The 15,660-nt window shown below is 73.3% G+C and carries 13 protein-coding genes; 7 read left to right on the top strand and 6 right to left on the bottom strand.

The window, feature by feature from the left end; translation table 11 throughout:
* Positions 1 to 41 precede the first annotated feature (41 nt).
* Entirely contained in the window at positions 42 to 842 is an 801-nt protein-coding gene (locus tag ACZ5ON_RS29540; RefSeq protein WP_465599105.1) for an ATP-grasp domain-containing protein, read from the bottom strand.
* A gap of 222 nt (positions 843 to 1,064) precedes the next feature.
* Here ACZ5ON_RS29540 and ACZ5ON_RS29535 point away from each other — a divergent pair, with 222 nt between their 5' ends.
* Positions 1,065 to 1,829: an enoyl-CoA hydratase family protein gene (locus ACZ5ON_RS29535; protein WP_465599103.1), complete on the top strand. Its 765-nt coding sequence runs from the start codon at positions 1,065 to 1,067 to the stop codon at positions 1,827 to 1,829.
* A 186-nt stretch (positions 1,830 to 2,015) separates the two neighbouring features.
* Positions 2,016 to 2,783 carry an acyltransferase gene (locus tag ACZ5ON_RS29530; protein ID WP_465599101.1) on the top strand — a complete coding sequence of 256 codons (768 nt, stop codon included), beginning with the start codon at positions 2,016 to 2,018 and terminating at the stop codon, positions 2,781 to 2,783.
* Positions 2,784 to 3,135: 352 nt separating this feature from the next.
* On the opposite strand, the gene ACZ5ON_RS29525 is transcribed toward ACZ5ON_RS29530, so the two are convergent.
* Positions 3,136 to 3,699: a HutD/Ves family protein gene (locus ACZ5ON_RS29525; protein WP_465599099.1), complete on the bottom strand. Its 564-nt coding sequence runs from the start codon at positions 3,697 to 3,699 to the stop codon at positions 3,136 to 3,138.
* 332 nt (positions 3,700 to 4,031) lie between these two features.
* The gene (locus ACZ5ON_RS29520; RefSeq protein ID WP_465599097.1) at positions 4,032 to 5,366 is read right to left on the bottom strand and encodes an MFS transporter; all 1,335 of its coding nucleotides are present in this window, start codon (positions 5,364 to 5,366) and stop codon (positions 4,032 to 4,034) included.
* 137 nt (positions 5,367 to 5,503) lie between these two features.
* Here ACZ5ON_RS29520 and ACZ5ON_RS29515 point away from each other — a divergent pair, with 137 nt between their 5' ends.
* From ACZ5ON_RS29515 to ACZ5ON_RS29500, 4 genes are all read left to right on the top strand, one after another.
* The gene (locus ACZ5ON_RS29515) at positions 5,504 to 6,703 is read left to right on the top strand and encodes an ROK family protein (protein WP_465599095.1); all 1,200 of its coding nucleotides are present in this window, start codon (positions 5,504 to 5,506) and stop codon (positions 6,701 to 6,703) included.
* A gap of 367 nt (positions 6,704 to 7,070) precedes the next feature.
* A complete protein-coding gene (locus ACZ5ON_RS29510; RefSeq protein WP_465599093.1) occupies positions 7,071 to 8,297 on the top strand; it encodes an alpha/beta fold hydrolase in 1,227 nt (408 codons plus the stop codon).
* A gap of 331 nt (positions 8,298 to 8,628) precedes the next feature.
* Positions 8,629 to 8,856 carry a hypothetical protein gene (locus ACZ5ON_RS29505; RefSeq protein ID WP_465599091.1) on the top strand — a complete coding sequence of 76 codons (228 nt, stop codon included), beginning with the start codon at positions 8,629 to 8,631 and terminating at the stop codon, positions 8,854 to 8,856.
* Between the two features lie 151 nt (positions 8,857 to 9,007).
* On the top strand, positions 9,008 to 9,886 hold the full coding sequence (locus tag ACZ5ON_RS29500) for a PhzF family phenazine biosynthesis protein (RefSeq protein WP_465599089.1): 879 nt from the start codon (positions 9,008 to 9,010) through the stop codon (positions 9,884 to 9,886).
* Positions 9,887 to 10,268: 382 nt separating this feature from the next.
* On the opposite strand, the gene ACZ5ON_RS29495 is transcribed toward ACZ5ON_RS29500, so the two are convergent.
* A complete protein-coding gene (locus ACZ5ON_RS29495) occupies positions 10,269 to 10,649 on the bottom strand; it encodes a VOC family protein (protein WP_465599125.1) in 381 nt (126 codons plus the stop codon).
* Positions 10,650 to 10,941: 292 nt separating this feature from the next.
* Between ACZ5ON_RS29495 and ACZ5ON_RS29490 the strand changes: the two genes are divergently transcribed.
* Positions 10,942 to 12,045 (top strand): PLP-dependent cysteine synthase family protein, encoded by a 1,104-nt coding sequence (locus ACZ5ON_RS29490; RefSeq protein WP_465599087.1) that lies wholly within the window; start codon positions 10,942 to 10,944, stop codon positions 12,043 to 12,045.
* A 101-nt stretch (positions 12,046 to 12,146) separates the two neighbouring features.
* Here ACZ5ON_RS29490 and ACZ5ON_RS29485 read toward each other — a convergent pair whose 3' ends face one another.
* Both ACZ5ON_RS29485 and ACZ5ON_RS29480 read right to left on the bottom strand, forming a co-directional pair.
* Positions 12,147 to 12,947: a DeoR/GlpR family DNA-binding transcription regulator gene (locus ACZ5ON_RS29485; protein ID WP_465599085.1), complete on the bottom strand. Its 801-nt coding sequence runs from the start codon at positions 12,945 to 12,947 to the stop codon at positions 12,147 to 12,149.
* A gap of 159 nt (positions 12,948 to 13,106) precedes the next feature.
* The gene (locus ACZ5ON_RS29480; RefSeq protein ID WP_465599083.1) at positions 13,107 to 15,512 is read right to left on the bottom strand and encodes a right-handed parallel beta-helix repeat-containing protein; all 2,406 of its coding nucleotides are present in this window, start codon (positions 15,510 to 15,512) and stop codon (positions 13,107 to 13,109) included.
* Between the last annotated feature and the right edge of the window lie 148 nt (positions 15,513 to 15,660).

The following is a 15,660-nucleotide window of genomic DNA, read 5'->3' as shown; positions in this document are numbered from 1 at the left end:
GGACGGCCGTCGTGGCGTGGTCGGCGTCCTCCCTCGCACTGCTAACGGACGACCGCGGGGAGGTCACGGAGGTACGGACGGTCGCGGTCGAGGACGGCGGTGTCGGGGCCGGCCGCGCGGAGGACGACGTCCAGGACGTGCTCCGGGTCGCAGCCGTAACCACCGCTCGCCCAGGCCGGGTTGGCCTCGACCACCGCCCAACGCCCGTCCGCGAGCAGGCCGATGTCGACCACCACCGCGCTCGGCAGCCCCTCCGCGCAGACCGCCAGCACCTCGGCGGCGAACGCCTCCACCTCCCGCCGCAGCGGATCCTCGGCCAGCGGCCGTACGTCCAGGTCGCCGTCGGTCGCGTAGCGGCTCGCCGTCCGCACCGCGCCGTCCAGGACGAACAGCCGGTACTCCTGGCGGAACGTCACCACGTCGCTGACCAGGACGAGGGTGTCGTCGTCCAGGGCGTCCGGTCCGGGCAGCCGACTGCCGTCCGGGTGGATCCGGGCCGGGAAGAGCTTGTCCACCGGGGGCTTGAAGAACGCCGAACGGCGGATCTGCCGGGCCAGGGCGAGCGTGGTGCACTCGACCCGGCGCCGGGTCAGCTCCCGGGGCAGGGCGGTGAGCCAGTCGGTCGGGGCGTCCAGCGCGGCGATGCCCAGCTCCCGGGCGACCGCGTCGGCGAACAGCGGGCCGCCGTAAAGGTACGCCGGGCGCAGGCCCGCCAGTTCCTCGGGCACCCGCCAGCTGCGGGCGGTGTGCGCACGCAGCCCGCGCCGGCGGGCCGCGGTCAGCAGCTGCAGGCCGGTCTCGTTGATCCTGGGGGCGAGGAGGAACAGGCTTCCGGTGCTCATGGGGAAGGATGCTGCCGCACCGGCAGCGGCGCGGGCCAGCGGATTTGCCGGGAGCTCTGGTTCCGGGGCGGGTGCTCGTGCCAGAGTCTCGTTCCGGGCGGCCGCAGCCACCGGCCGTCCGCCAAGGCGCGCACACCGGCCGTTCCGCGGGGTCCGGGTGCGCGTACGAGCCGACCGCACGCCGTCCGACCACCCCTCAGCCGGAAAGCAGGCCCAGCCGCGATGAACCCCGAAGTGCCGCTCGTCCGCATCAGCACCGCCGATGCCGTCACCACCCTGGAACTCGACTCCCCGCACAACCGCAACGCCCTCTCCACACGGCTGATGGCCGAACTCGCCAAGGGCCTCGCGGACGCGGCCGCCGACCCGGCGGTCCGGGCGGTGGTGCTCGGCCACACCGGCAAGGTGTTCTGCGCGGGCGCGGACCTCTCCGAGGCGACCGGTGCCGATCCCACGGTGGGGCCGCGCGGCCTGGTGGACATCCAACGGGCCGTCATCGACTGCCCGAAGCCGGTGATCGCCGTGGTCAACGGCGCCGCCAGGGCCGGCGGTCTCGGCCTGCTCGGTGCAGCCGACATCGCCATCGCCGGACCGCTCTCCAGCTTCGCCTTCACCGAGGTCCGGCTCGGTCTCGCGCCCGCGGTGATCTCCCTCCCGCTGCGCCCCAAGCTGGACTCGCGCGCCGCCTCCCGCTACTACCTGACCGGTGAGGTCTTCCAGGCCGCCGAGGCCGCCCGGATCGGGCTGGTCACCGAGGCGGTGGAGGATCCGGAGGCCGCGCTGAAGACCGTGCTGGACGCCATCCGGCTGGGCTCGCCGCAGGGCCTCGCCGAGTCCAAGCGGCTGACCAACGCCGATGTGGTGGCCTCCTTCGAGCGTGACGCGGACGAGCGGGTCGCCCGGTCCGCGCGGCTGTTCGGCTCCCCCGAGGCCCAGGAGGGCATGCGCTCCTTCCTGGAGCGCCGGCCCGCCCGCTGGGCCCAGTAGCCCTGCGGTAGCCACGCGCCCGGAACCGGGGGCGCGAGGGGCGCGCGACCGGGGCCTCGGCTCTCCGGGCCGCCCGGCTCCTCGTACCCCCGGTGGCGTGGCCTCCCGGCGGCCGGCCGTCCGAGTCCTGTGATCTTGGTCCCTCCGCCGTTCAGGGCGCGGCACCGGCGGGCTAGCGTTGGGTACATGTCGAATGTCCGTACGTTCCTGAACGCCGCCCGCTCCAGAGGCAGCCGCGTGGCCGGCCGGCTGGTGCACCGGGGGTGGAAGTGGGTGCAGGGCGTGGGCGCGGTCTCCAATGACAACCCGGGCCCGTACCGGTTCCGGGAACTCGGTGACGGCACCAAGCTGGCGTTCCCGCTCGGCGCCGTGTTCAACGAACAGTGGATCACCATCGGCCCGTTCTCGATCATCGGCGAACGCGTGACCATCTCGGCCGGGTTCCTGCCCGGTCTGGACCTCGGCCCCGACCCGATCGTGCGGATCGGCGGCGGCTGCGTGATCGGACGCGGCAGCCACATCGTCGGCCACCAGTCGATCGTGCTCGGCGACGACGTCTGGACCGGCCCGTACGTCTACATCACCGACACCGCGCACTCCTACCACGACACCGAGGTGCCGATCGGCAAGCAGTGGCCGCGCAACGAGCCGGTCGAGATCGGCTCCGGCAGCTGGATAGGCACGGGGGCGGTGATCCTGCCCGGCGCGCGGATCGGCCGCAACGTGGTGGTCGCGGCCGGCTCCGTGGTCCGGGGCGAGGTCCCCGACTTCAGCGTGGTCGCGGGCGCTCCGGCCAAGGTGGTGCGCAACTGGACCGACGCCGACGGCTGGCAGCCGCCACTGCGCCACGAACCGCCCAACCCGATCCCGGACGGCATCACCCCCGAACAGCTCCGGGCCCTGGTCGGCTGGGACCTGCGCCTGCCCGGCGAGAGCACCGGCGAACAGAGCTGACACCTGCGGGCCCCGTACGCCCGGCAGCGGGTCGGGTGAGCGAACCCATCCTGGCCGGCTCGCCGCTGTGACGGGCCGAGGACCGGACCGCCGATGCGACGGGCCGGATGGCCGGAATGCCGCTGCCAGTCGGGGTGGAGGTGCCGGACGCGCCCGTGTCGGCACGGCTTCGGGTGGGGACGGCCGTGGACCTGCCCGGGGCGAGCTCCGGTGCGGGTTCCGGTGCGGGCCGGCCCCCGTACGGCGGCACCAACCGGCGTACCGGTGTGCCGCCGGCGCCGACAAGCGCAGACCGCGCTGGCGGCGAGCCGCTAGGCGACCGGGTGGGAGCCCCGAGCGCTCGCTCGCCCGCTCAGCCTGCCCGGTGGAGCGTCACCACCGCCACCACGCCGTCCACCCGCAGCAGTTCCTCGCCCCGCTCCAGCAGGGCGGCGTCGTACCGGCCCAACCGGACGTCGGCGGTCTCGAGTTCGGCGGTCCCGGCGAGGCAGACCAGCAGGACGACGGCGGTCGGCGGCACCCTCAGCTCCCGTCGGCCGTCGGTGATCTCCACCTCGGCGGTCGCGTGTCCGCGCCGGGTCATGACGTTGAAGTCGACCACCGGTCCGTCGAGCAGACGGCACCCGGTCTCCGCCTCGCCCGAGAAGACGAACGGACGGTACGGCTGCGCGATGCGGTGCTCGGTACCGTCCACCGTCAGGGCCATACCGGCGCCCTCGACCACCGTGATCACCCGGTCCACGCCCTCGAAGCGGGAGAACGGGCCGCCCTGTGCCACGTCCGCGAGGCTCACCCGCCAGGCGAACTCGGTCAGCCCGGCGCCCGCCGGGAATCCGGCGAGCTCGCGGGTCACCCCGCCGCCGTTCAGCCACGGCGTCGCGGCCCGTCCTTCGGCCCGCAGTACCTCAACCGTCATCGATCGTCCCGTCCTCGCAGGTCGTGCTCCCGAGCTCCGGGGTGCCCGAGCTGTGGTGCTGCGGTGCTGTGGTGCTGCGGTGTTTGAGCATCCAGTGCTCCGACGCCGCTGCACCGCCGTGTTCGCTACTGAGCCTCTCACAGCCCCGTCCGGTCTCCGCGTCCGGCCGGATGCTCGGCTCGCGGCAGGAGCAGGAGCAGGAGCAGGAGCAGGAGCAGGAGCAGGAGCGGGAGCAGGCCAGTCCGGGACGAACCTCCCGTCGCGCTCCGAGGCATGCCCGGCACGCGTTGGTGGGCTTCTCGTGCCAGTTGAGGGTGGTGCCTCCCCAAGTCCTAGGCGAGCGCGGTGCGTTCGCGGGTACGCCGGGCACGGACGGCGACCGCGAGGAGACCGGCGAGCGCCGAGGTGGCGGCGACAGTGGTGAGGGCGATCGGCAGGCTGGTCGCGTCGGCAAGGAAGCCGATCACCGGCGGGCCGATCAGCATGCCCGCGTAGCCGAGGGTGGAGGCGGTGGCGACGCCCCGCGGGCCCCCGATGGCACCCGCCTGCGCGATGGCGAGGGGGAAGATGTTGGACAGGCCGAGTCCGATCAGGACGAACCCGGCGAGTGCCACGGGCACGTTCGGGGCGAGGGCGGCGATCAGCATCCCGGTACCGGCGGTGAGTCCGCCGCACAGCACCACCCTGGTCTGGCCGAGCCGGACGGAGAGCCAGGTGCCCGCGATCCGCCCGGCGGTCATCGCGAAGGCGTAGGCGGCGAAGCCGGTCGCGGCCAGTCCGGCGCTCGCCCTGACGTCGTCGGTCAGGTGCAGGGTCGCCCAGTCGGCGAGCGAGCCCTCTCCGTACGCGTCGCACAGGGCGACCAGCCCGAGCAGCAGGACCAGCATCCCGGTGGCGCGCGTGGGTATCGCGCTGCGGCTCCCGGTGGCCGAGCCAGCCCTGGGACCAGGCGGGTTGGCCGCGGGGGCGGGACCCGTCGAGTCGGGGCCGGCCGTCCTGGGCACGGGGCGCCTGACCGAGGCCGGGCTGCGCAGCAGAGCCGTGCCGGCCAGGGCGGTGACCAGCAGACCGAGCAGTCCGCTGAGACCGAGGGCCCAGGCCGTGCTGAGCCGGCCGGCGAGCAGGCCGCCGACCCCCGCCCCGAGCAGTCCGCCGAGGCTGTAGCCGGCGTGGAAGCTGGGCATCACGGGGCGGTCGAGCTCGGCGACGAGGTCGACGGCCGCGCTGTTCATGCTGACGTTCGCGGCGCCGTAGGCCGCACCGAACAGGAACAGGACCAGACCGAGCCCGAGCACCGAGTGCATGTGCGCGGGCAGCAGTACGGCGAGGCTGAGCGCGACCAGTGCGCCGACGGTGGTCGGGCGGCTGCCGGATCTGACGCAGAGTCGGCCGATCAGGGGCATGGTGGCGACCGCTCCGGCGGAGATGCAGAGCAGGGCCAGGCCGAGTGCGCTGTGCGATGCGCTGACCTGGGCCCTGATGTCGGGGATCCGCACCACCCAGGCGGCGAACAGGAAGCCGTCGACGGCGAAGAACGCGGTGAGGGCGATCCGGGCGGGGGACCAGGAGCGGCTGGGGGCGGTGCCGGGGCCCGGTGCGGTGCCAGGTCGGCCGAACGGGGGATCGTGGGCTTCTGAACGGGCGCTGGTTTTGTTTAGGGGCGACACAAAGTCAGAATAGAGGGGTGCCGCACACACCAACAAGTCAGTATCCGGCCGGTGACCCCCAGGCCTCCTCCGGCGCTGTGCGACGGTCGGGAGCTTCGGGCAGGCGCCGCCAGGGAGTCGCGGACACGCGCCGGAGTGTGCCGGACCGTGGCCGTACGCTGCTCGGGCCGGCGCTCGCGCTGATCCACACCGGCCGGGCGCCCACCCGATCCGCGCTCACCAGCGCGCTGGACGTGACCCGGGCCACCGCGGGCGCGGTGAGCGGCGAACTGGAGGCGCTCGGCCTGATCACCGTCGACTCCAGCCCGGCCGGCGGCGGACGTGGACGCCCCTCGCACCGACTGGCCATCGACCCGGCGGGTCCGGTGGTGATCGCCGCACAGATCCACGCGGACGGCCTGAGCGTGGCACTGGCCGGGCTCGGCGGCCGACTCGAGCCGCCGGTCCACCTGCCGCTGCCCTCCTCGACCGACCCGGTACGGCTGCTGCGCGCGGTCACCACCGTGGGTGCCGGGCTGGCCCGCGCGTCCAGCCACCGCTGCCTGGGCGCGGCGCTCGCGCTGCCCAACCCGGTGACCGAACCGGACGGCACCGCGTTGGCCGCACTGCACTTCGCCTGGCCGAGCGGCACCCCCGTCGCGGACCTGTTCGCCGAGGAGGTCCGCAAGGCCGAGCTAGGTCCCGGCGTCCCGCGCCCGTTCCCGAGCGCCGTCGCCAACGACGCCAACCTGGCCGCGCTCGCCGAGCACCGGCATGGCGCCGGACGCGGCGCACGGCATCTGCTGCTGGTCACCTCGGGCCACCGGGGTGTCGGCGGAGCGCTGGTCATCGACGGCCGGCTGCACACCGGCAGTGCCGGACTGGCGCTCGAGGTCGGCCATCTGACGGTCGATCCGCTGGGCCGTCCGTGCCAGTGCGGCAACCGTGGCTGCCTGAACGCGGAGACCGATCCGGACGCCCTGCTCGCCGCCGCCGGCCGCACCCCGGACCCGGACCGCCCGCTGTTCGACCAGGCCCGCGAACTGGCCCGGTCCGCCGCCGAGGACCCCGAGGCACTGGCCGCCGTCGAACGCGTGGTGGACCGCCTCGGCCTGGGGCTGGCCGGGATGGTCAACATCCTCAACCCCGACCGCATCGTGCTCAGCGGACTGCACCGTGACCTGCTCGCCGCCGCCCCGGAACGCCTGGCCTCGGTGGTCGCGGACCGCTGCCTGTGGGGCCGCAGCGGGCGGGTGCCGATCGTGGCCGCCGAGGTCACCCACGCCGGACTCGTCGGCGCGGCCGAACTCGCCTGGGAGCCCTACCTGCATGACCCGCAGGCGGTGGCCACGGCCTGACGCGCCGCCCGCCGCCGCCCTACGCGCGGCGGGCGGCGGGCGAACGCTCAGGGATCCTCTCCCTGTTTTACGCTCTCCGCTTCTCCGGGAGCGTGGTGCGGAGCGAACGGTTCGGCAGGGCGGAGCCGAGGCCGCGGGCATGGGCGGGGTGGGCGGGGGAGCGCGCGGGGCACAGAGGCCGGGCGTGCGCGCCTGCTGTCGCGCTCCGTCACCGGCAGCGCACCCCACGTGGTGGACGGGGTCCGCTGGTCCTAGCATGTCGTCTGCCGGTCCCGCTGCGGCCCGTCGGCCCGCGATCCCGGTAAGCCGCGCTTCCCCGCGCCGTCTCGGTGCGCTCGAGGTCGCCCTTCGGCAGGACGGATCCCAGATGATCAACAGGAGGAGCTTCTCCAAGGTGCTCACCATAGGCGCGGCATCGGTCACCGCCGGGGGTCTCTCGGCGGCGGCCGCCGATGCTCCCGCCAGCGGTGGGAAGCCAGGTTCGGCAGGCCCGGGCACGGCAGATCGGACCACGGCCGGTACGGACGGTACGGCCGGTGCCGCCGCTACCGCCGCTACCGCCGAGCAGGCCGGAGCCGACGCCGCGAAGCCGGCCACCGGGCTCGGGCCGGTCCGCCGCGTGCGCACCGACCTGCTCGACATCGCCTACCACCAGGCGGGGCCGGCCGACGGCAGGCCGGTCGTCCTCGGCCACGGCTGGCCCTACAGCCCGTACGCCTACCAGGAGGTCGTGCCCGAGCTGGCCCGCCGGGGTTTCCGCTGCTACGTGCCGTACCTGCGCGGCCACGGTCCCACCCTGTTCCGGCACCGGGACACCATCCGATCCGGCCAGCAGGCCGCCCTCGGCGCGGACGTCATCGCGTTCATGGACGCGCTGGGCATCCGGCGCGCCATCCTCGGCGGATACGACTGGGGCGGCCGAGGCGCCTGCGTCACCGCTGCGCTGTGGCCGGAGCGCTGTTCCGGGCTCGTCTCGGTGAACAGCTATCTCATCCAGGACCTCGATCCCTCAGCGATCGACCGACCGGACCCGCCGGACGTCGAATCCGCGCACTGGTACTACTACTTCCTCCTGACGAAGCGAGGCGCGGCAGGACTGGCGAAGAACACCAAGGAGTTCGCGCGGGTCGTCTGGAAGAGGAACTCGCCGGAGTGGCGGTTCACCGAAGCCGATCTCGACCGTGCGGCCCGGCTCTTCGAGAACCCGGACTACCTCGCCGTCGTGCTGAACTGCTATCGCATCCGGCGCCTGTCGGCACCGGGCGACCCCCGGTACGCCGAGCTGGAGGCGCGATTGCTGAAGCAGCCGCCGATCACTGTCCCCGCCGTCACCCTCGACGGCAAGGCGGACGGAAGCCTTCCGTGGACCGACGGGACCGCGTCGGCACCGCACTTCACCGGACCCCGGGTGCACCACGTCGTTCCCCACGCCGGACACAACCTTCCCCAGGAGGCGCCGAAAGCCTTCGCAGCCGCCGTCGTCGAAGTCAGCCGCCTGGCCCCGACGACCGCGCGGGCGGTGTCGAAGTCCGGTCCCGTGAAACGGAAGCACGATCCCGGGGAAGCGCCGGAGGTGTCCGGGATCCGGCTTTGACGACGGACCCGGACCCGGACACGGCTGCGGCAACCTGGCACTTTCGTTGGTGATAGGAGCCGCTGAGGTCGAGGCCGTCCGCACCGTCCCGCGCCGCAGGGGTGCCCTCGCTGGTCCTCGACGCCGGCCGCGGCCCGGGCCGCGACCTGGCCCGGTTCATCGCCCACGTCGCCCGCGGTATCGACCTGAACCCGGTGTTCGTCGCGATGGTGGGCGCCCACGCGCCCACCACCGAGGGCGATCTGCGCGACATCGGCATCCGGCACCCGGCCGGTACCTTCGACGGGATCTGGGCCTCCGCATCGCTCGTCCCCTCCTCGCGGCCGAAGTCGTGGACGTCCTCGGCCAGTTCGCCCGGCTGCTGCGTCCCGGCGGAAGACCGTACGTATGCCTCAAGGCCGTCGGCCGCACCGGCTGGCTCGACGAGCCGGACGGCAGGCGCGGGTACACCGTCTGGGGCCCGGAGGAGTTCGCCGCCGCCGTCGCCGGTGCCGGGTTCACGGTCGACGAGGTGGACCGAGGTGTCTTCGTCGAGGTGTGGGCCACCCGCAACGGCTGAGGCGGGAGCGCGTTCCGAGGCGGGTCCGCTGTCCCCTTCACCGTGTGCGCGGGCGCATGATCGCTTGGGCAGAGCCGCGCGCCCCCGGAAGTGCTCTTTCCGCCGTGGCGGCAGGGGAATCAACCCGTCCGGGGCGGTGTTCGGGATCGGCATGACGATCTCTGCCGAGGTGCTGCGCTACACGGCATTCACCACCGACCCCGACGGCGGCAACCCCGCCGGCGTGGTGCTCGACGCCACCGGCCTGGACGATGCCGCCCGGCTCGCAATCGCCGCCGAACTCGGTTACTCCGAGACGGCCTTCCTCACGCCGGGCCCCGAACGTTCCTACACCGTGCGGTACTTCAGCCCCAAGGCGGAGGTGCCGTTCTGCGGACACGCAACCGTGGCCTCCGCCGTGGCGCTGGCCGAGCGGATCGGCCCCGGCCCGGTGGTGTTCGAGACCCGCGCGGGTACGGTCCCGGTCGAGGTGACCACGGGCTCCGGCGGGGTCCTAGAGGCCACCCTGGCGAGCGTCGAACCGTACATCGAGCAGGTCGCCGACGCGGACGTGGCGGAGGCGCTCGCGGCACTCGGCTGGCGCCGCGAGGAGCTGGACGAGACCATGCCGCCGCGGATCGCCTACGCCGGGGCCCGCCACCTGGTCCTGGCCGTCGCGACCCGTCGCCGACTCGCCGACCTGGCCTACGACTTCGATCGGCTCGCCGCCTTCATGACCAGGCTCGACCTGACGACCCTCCAGCTGGTCTGGCGGGAGTCGGCCGACACCTTCCACGTCCGTGACCCGTTCCCGGTCGGCGGCGTGGTCGAGGACCCGGCCACCGGTGCCGCGGCCGCCGCCTTCGGCGCCTACCTGCGGGAGCTCGGCGAGCCGACCCCGACCGCGGAGTCCGGTGCCGCAGTGCTGACCCTGCACCAGGGCGACGACCTCGGCCGCCCCGGCCTCCTGCGGGTCGAGCTGCGCCCGGGCGACCCGCGGATACGGGTCAGCGGCGCGGCGGTCCGGGTACCGGCTGGTGCAGCCGGGTAGGGCGACCCGATCGGCTCGGCGACGAAGACGAAGGGGACGCCCGGGTCAGCCTGCCGCGGTGACGGGGCGGCTCCCGCACCCGAGCGGCCGGTCCGTCGGCGCGGTGCGCGGCCGGGGCCACTGCGGATGCCCGGCCTACCCCGGCGTCCGGTCGTCCGGCTGTGAGACGGCCACGTAAGTCCCGCACTCCCGAGGTGACGGGCTCGGTCGGCCAGGACCTGCTTGAGGGCCTCGGCCCACCTGCATGCCTCACGGACCAGGCCCACCGACACGGCTGACCGGCGCGACCGGCCGGTACGACCGACCCGGCGCGCGTCGGCTGCTGCGTGCCTCCCGCACGCTCGACCGCCGGGCGCGGAGCGGAAAGCAGCGGATCGCACGGCTACCGCGTGCGCTCCTCCACCAGGCACAGGGCGTTGCCTTCGCTGTCCTTGAACCAGCTGCAGCGCATGCCCTCCGCCTCCGCGACACCGTTGACCGTCTTGAGTCCCGGCAGGTCGTAGTCCTCGAAGACAACCCCGCGCGAGCGCAGCTCGGCCATCTCCGCGTCGAGGTCGGCGACCTGCCAACTCGCCAGCGTGTGCCCGGCCTTGCCGCCGTTGGGCGTCCGGTAGACCGAGAATACGGTGCCGCCGCTCTCGAACCGGACCTCCTGCTCGGACTCCAGCGCGAGCTTCAGGCCCAGGGTGTCGCGGTAGAACGCGGTGGCCCGTTCGAGGTCGGTGGCCGGGATCACGGCGTGGACGGGGGCATCGGTCAGCATCTCCACCACCTCCTCCTCCAGGCTAGGCAGTCCGGTGCCGCTACGCCCCGGGGAGTCGCGCAACTGCCGCTGCCCGTACGACGCGTGGCGGCCGCCGCGGCGGGAGGCTCAAGGTGTCCGGGGCCCAGGACCGACCCACAAGCGTTCTGGGCCGGCAGGCCCGCCGTCGGCAAGTCCAATAAGCGGAAGCTGGGACTCTTAAAAAGATTACTTTTCGTAGTCGATTGTTACACTCGGTTGGTCGTACTCATAGGCTCTTCGCCGAGTTTCCGCCGATCCGAGAGGGTGCGCAATGAGCATCGAGACGCTGGACGTGGACCGTTCCGACCTGGAGTACCGGGCCTGGCTGAACGAGGCCGTCCGCAAGGTGCAGGCCGATGCCAACCGCTCCGCCGACACCCACCTGCTGCGCTTCCCGCTCCCCGAGGAGTGGGGCATCGACCTCTACCTGAAGGACGAGTCGACCCACCCGACCGGCAGCCTGAAGCACCGGCTGGCCAGATCACTGTTCCTCTACGGCCTGTGCAACGGCTGGATCAGACCCGGCAAGCCCGTGATCGAGGCGTCCAGCGGCTCGACCGCCGTCTCGGAGGCGTACTTCGCCAAGCTGATCGGTGTGCCGTTCATCGCGGTGATGGCCAAGACCACCAGCCAGGCCAAGATCGACCTGATCGAGTTCCACGGCGGCACCTGCCACCTGGTCGCCGACCCGGCCGAGGTGTACGAGGTCTCGGCCCGGCTCGCCGAGGAGACCGGCGGCCACTACATGGACCAGTTCACCTACGCGGAGCGGGCCACCGACTGGCGCGGCAACAACAACATCGCCGAGTCGATCTTCGCCCAACTCCGCCTGGAACCCCACCCCGAGCCCACCTGGATCGTCGCCACCGCCGGCACCGGCGGCACCTCCGCCACCATCGCCCGCTACGTCCACTACATGCAGCACGACACCCTGATCTGCGTCGCCGACCCGGAGAACTCCTGCTTCTTCGAGGGCTGGGTCAACCACGACCCGTCCGCCACCTGCGATCGCGGCTCCCGGATCGAGGGCATCGGCCGCCCCCGGATGGAACCCAGCTTCGTCCCCGGCGCCATCGACCGGATGATGAAGGTCCCCGACGCCGCCTCGATCGCCGCCATCCGGGTCCTGGAACACCAACTCGGCAAGAAGGCCGGCGCCTCCACCGGTACCGGCCTGTGGAGCGCCCTGCGGATCGTCGCCGAAATGCGCGCCTCCGGCCAGCGCGGCAGCGTCGTCGCCCTGATCTGCGACCCCGGCGACCGCTACCTCGACAAGTACTACTCCGACGACTGGCTGGCGGGCCATGGCATCGACATCGCCCCGTACCAGGACGAACTGGAAGCCTTCCTCAACGGCACCGGCCTGCTGGGCTGACGCGGCGCCACCGTCGGGAAGCGCCGACAGGCGTACCGGACGCAGACGTTCCGCCAGCCCGCGCTATCGACGCCGTGCCCAGCCCCGGGTACCTCGACCGGTCAGCCGGCCAGGACGAGTTCCCGTACGTGCTCGCGGGCCACCGACGCGGCCTCGGCGGGCAGGTCAGAATCCGTCACCCAGGTGTCGACCTCGGCGAGGGCGGCGAAGGTGGAGAGGCCGACGATGCCCCACTTGGTGTGGTCGGCGACGGCGATGACGCGGCGGGCGGAGGCGATGAAGTTCCGGTTGGTCTCCGCCTCGGCGAGGTTGGGGGTGGTCAGGCCCGCCTCGGGGGAGAGGCCGTGGGTGCCGAGGAAGAGCAGGTCGAAGTGGAGGGAGCGGATGGCCCGGTCGGCGATCGGGCCGACCAGGGCGTCCGAGGGGGTGCGCACGCCGCCGGTGAGGACCACGGTGGCGCCCGGGGCACCGGTCGTGCGCTGTGCCCGGTCGAAGACGTCGGCGACCCGGACCGAGTTGGTGACCACCGTCAACTGCTCGATCTCGGTGAGGTGCTGGGCCAGCGCATAGGTGGTGGTGCCGCCGGAGAGCGCGATGGCGCTGCCGGGGGTGACCAACTCGGCGGCGGCCTGGGCGATCTGCTCCTTGGCGGAGAGTTCGAGGACCGACTTGGCCTCGAAGCCGGGCTCGTGGGTGCGGGCCTCCTCGGCCATCACGGCGCCGCCGTGCACCTTCTCGATCACGCCGCTCCGGGCCAGCGCGTCCAGGTCCCGACGGATCGTCATGTCGGAGACGTTCAGCTGCCGGGTCAGCTCGTTGACCCGGACGCCGCCGCGCCGCCGGACCTCGTCGAGGATCAGCGCGCGCCGCTGCTCCGCCAGTAGATTGCCGTTGTCGGCCACGTGCCCACACCTCCCGTTGGCTCGTCCGGTGCCATCCTCGCAGACGTCCCGGACAGCCCGTCGGCCGGTCGGCGGGTCCACCGGGTCGGGTGCGAACCACAGGCCGGTGGGTCGGCAGATCGAGGGAGGAGAGGATCAGCCCGGCTGCCCGGCCGACCATCAGCCGGGCAGGTCCGTCGGGACCAGCAGTTGGAGCTCCTCGGTGGACGGGTCGGGGAGCTGGGCGACCCGCATCGCATGGCGCTCGACCATGGTCTCGAAGACCAGCCGGGCGGTGCGGCCGTTGCCGAAGCCGGGACCGCGCTCCAGCGAGCCGAAGTGGTCCAGCAGGGCGGCCTCGGCGGCCTCGGTCAGGGCGTACTCGTGCTCGGCGCACTGGGCCCGGGCGATCTGCAGCAGCTCGTCCGCCGAGTAGTCGGGGAAGGTGATGGTGCGGGAGAACCGGGAGGAAACACCGGGGTTGGCGGACAGGAAGCGCTCCATCTCGGCGGTGTAGCCGGCCACGATCACCACCACCTCGTCCCGGTGGTCCTCCATCAGCTTGACCAGGGTGTCGATCGCCTCCCGGCCGAAGTCCCTGGCGCCGTCCTCGGGCGCCAGCGAGTAGGCCTCGTCGATGAAGAGCACCCCGCCCCTCGCCCGGTCGAAGGCGGCCTGGGTGCGGATCGCGGTGGAGCCGATGTGCTCGCCGACCAGGTCGACCCGGGCCACCTCGACCAGGTGGCCGCGCTGCAGCACCCCGAGTGAGGCCAGGATCTCGCCGTAGAGCCGGGCCACGGTGGTCTTCCCGGTGCCGGGGGAGCCGGTGAAGACCAGGTGGCGGCGGAGCGAGGGCGCCTTCAGCCCGGCCTGCTGACGCCGCCGGCCGACCGAGATCAGGTCGATCAGCGTGCGGACCTCCTGCTTCACGGTGGCCAGGCCCACCAGCGTGTCGAGTTCCGCCAGTGCCTCTCCGGCCGGGCGGCAGTCGGGGATCGGCGCGATCCGCGCGGCCGAGGCGGCCGACGCCAGCGGCACGGGGGCGGCCTGCGCCACGGCCCGGACGACGGCCCCGGCCGGGGGTACGCTGCGCGGCGCCGGGACGTCCGCCGTCGAAGGCACGTCGTCCGAGACGCACCCCTCGGCGACCGGCCCGGGTTCGGAGAACTCGAAGCCCGCCCGGCCGTTCTGCTCCGCCCGGCAGCGGGTCAGCACGGTGCGGCAGCCGTCGATGATGTGGAAGCCGAAGCCCCCGCCGTGCGAGACCCGGCAGTCCTCGAAGACACCGCGCCCCTGCGCCGAGACGTACACGGCGGCGTCCGCGCTCTCCCGCACGGTGCACTCGCGCAGCTCGGGGTCGGCGCCCTTGGTGACGATCACACCGGTGGCCACCTCGGAGATCTCGCAGCCGGTCAGCCGCCCGCCGCTGCCGTGGTCGCGGAACCACAGGCCGGTACCGGCGTCCTGGATCCGGCAGTCGGAGAGGTCGACGGTCGCGCCGCTGCTTACCGAGACGGCCGAACTGCGGATCCGGGTGAACGAGCAGTCCTTGGCGCTCGCACTCGAGTCCCGGTCCAGCACGAACAGGGCGTCGGGGAGGTCGTGCAGCGAGCAGTCCACCAGGGTGAGCCCGGCGCCGTCGCTGACCCAGACGGCGGGGTAGTCGCCGTCACTGCTGTGGATCTCGGTGGCGAGCGCCTCGGCACGGGTGCCCTGGTCCCAGATGGACAGCGCGCCCCGTCCGAAGTCCCGGACGGTGCTGTGCTCCAGCACCAGCCGGGAGCGGCCGCGCAGGTCGGCGGCGTTCTCCGGCAGATCGTGCACCCGGCAGCCGGTGAGGGTGAGCTCGGCATCGGTGTCCAGGGTGAGGCCGTTGCCGGAGACCCGGCGGACGGTGCAGTCGGTGAGCCGGCCGACCGCCTGGCCCTCCGCCTGCACACCGCTGCCCCGGATCTCGTAGACCTCACAGCCGGTCAGCTCGGCGCTGCTGCCCGGGTCGGCGAGGAGCAGCCCGGCGCCGCTCGCGTGGTGCAGCCGGCAGCGGTCCAGCGTGGCGGTCGAGCCGCCGAGGACGGCGAGCGCGGCCTGTCCGGCCTCGGCGAGCTCGCTGTCCTCGATCACGGCGGCGGCCTGCGCGCGCACCCGCATGCCGAGGCCCGAGGGATTGTGCACGGTGCAGCCGCGCAGGGCGGCGCGGGCCCGGTCGGCGACCTCGACACCGGCCGAGGAGCGCGCCGTCACCCGGCATCCGACCAGTTCGGCGGCAGCCTCCGGACCGGTCACCAGTACGGCGGGGGCGGACAGTTCGCTGCCCTCGACCACCAGCTCGCGCACCGTGACGGCGGCCGTGATCAGCAGCGCGACCCCGCCGGGCGGATCGATCCGGACGGTGCCCGGGCCCTCGGCGGCGACCAGGGTGACCGGCTTGTCGACCACCAGGCCCTCCCGGAAGGTGCCGGGACGGATCGTCAGGGTGTCCCCGGGTTCGGCCGCCGCGAGCGCCTCGCCCAGCGTCTGGTAATCCCCGGCGCGCCGCCGCCACCGAGAGGCGCTGTCCTGCGTGACCCGGACCCTGTGCTCACCCATGACGAACCGTCATCCCACCTTCATCGAACCTGCCCGCCCCGTGCCCACGGTAGCGTGCCCGGCCCGGGCCCTTGGACGCTCACCGAGGACAACGAGCGAGCGGACGCCGGGTGCCGATGCCTCAGCCTGCCACGGTCAGCGCCGGTCA

The organism is Kitasatospora sp. NPDC032150, assembly GCF_055579945.1.
Note: the sequence above shows the minus strand (reverse complement) of the source record. Positions and strands in the feature narration are given on the sequence as shown.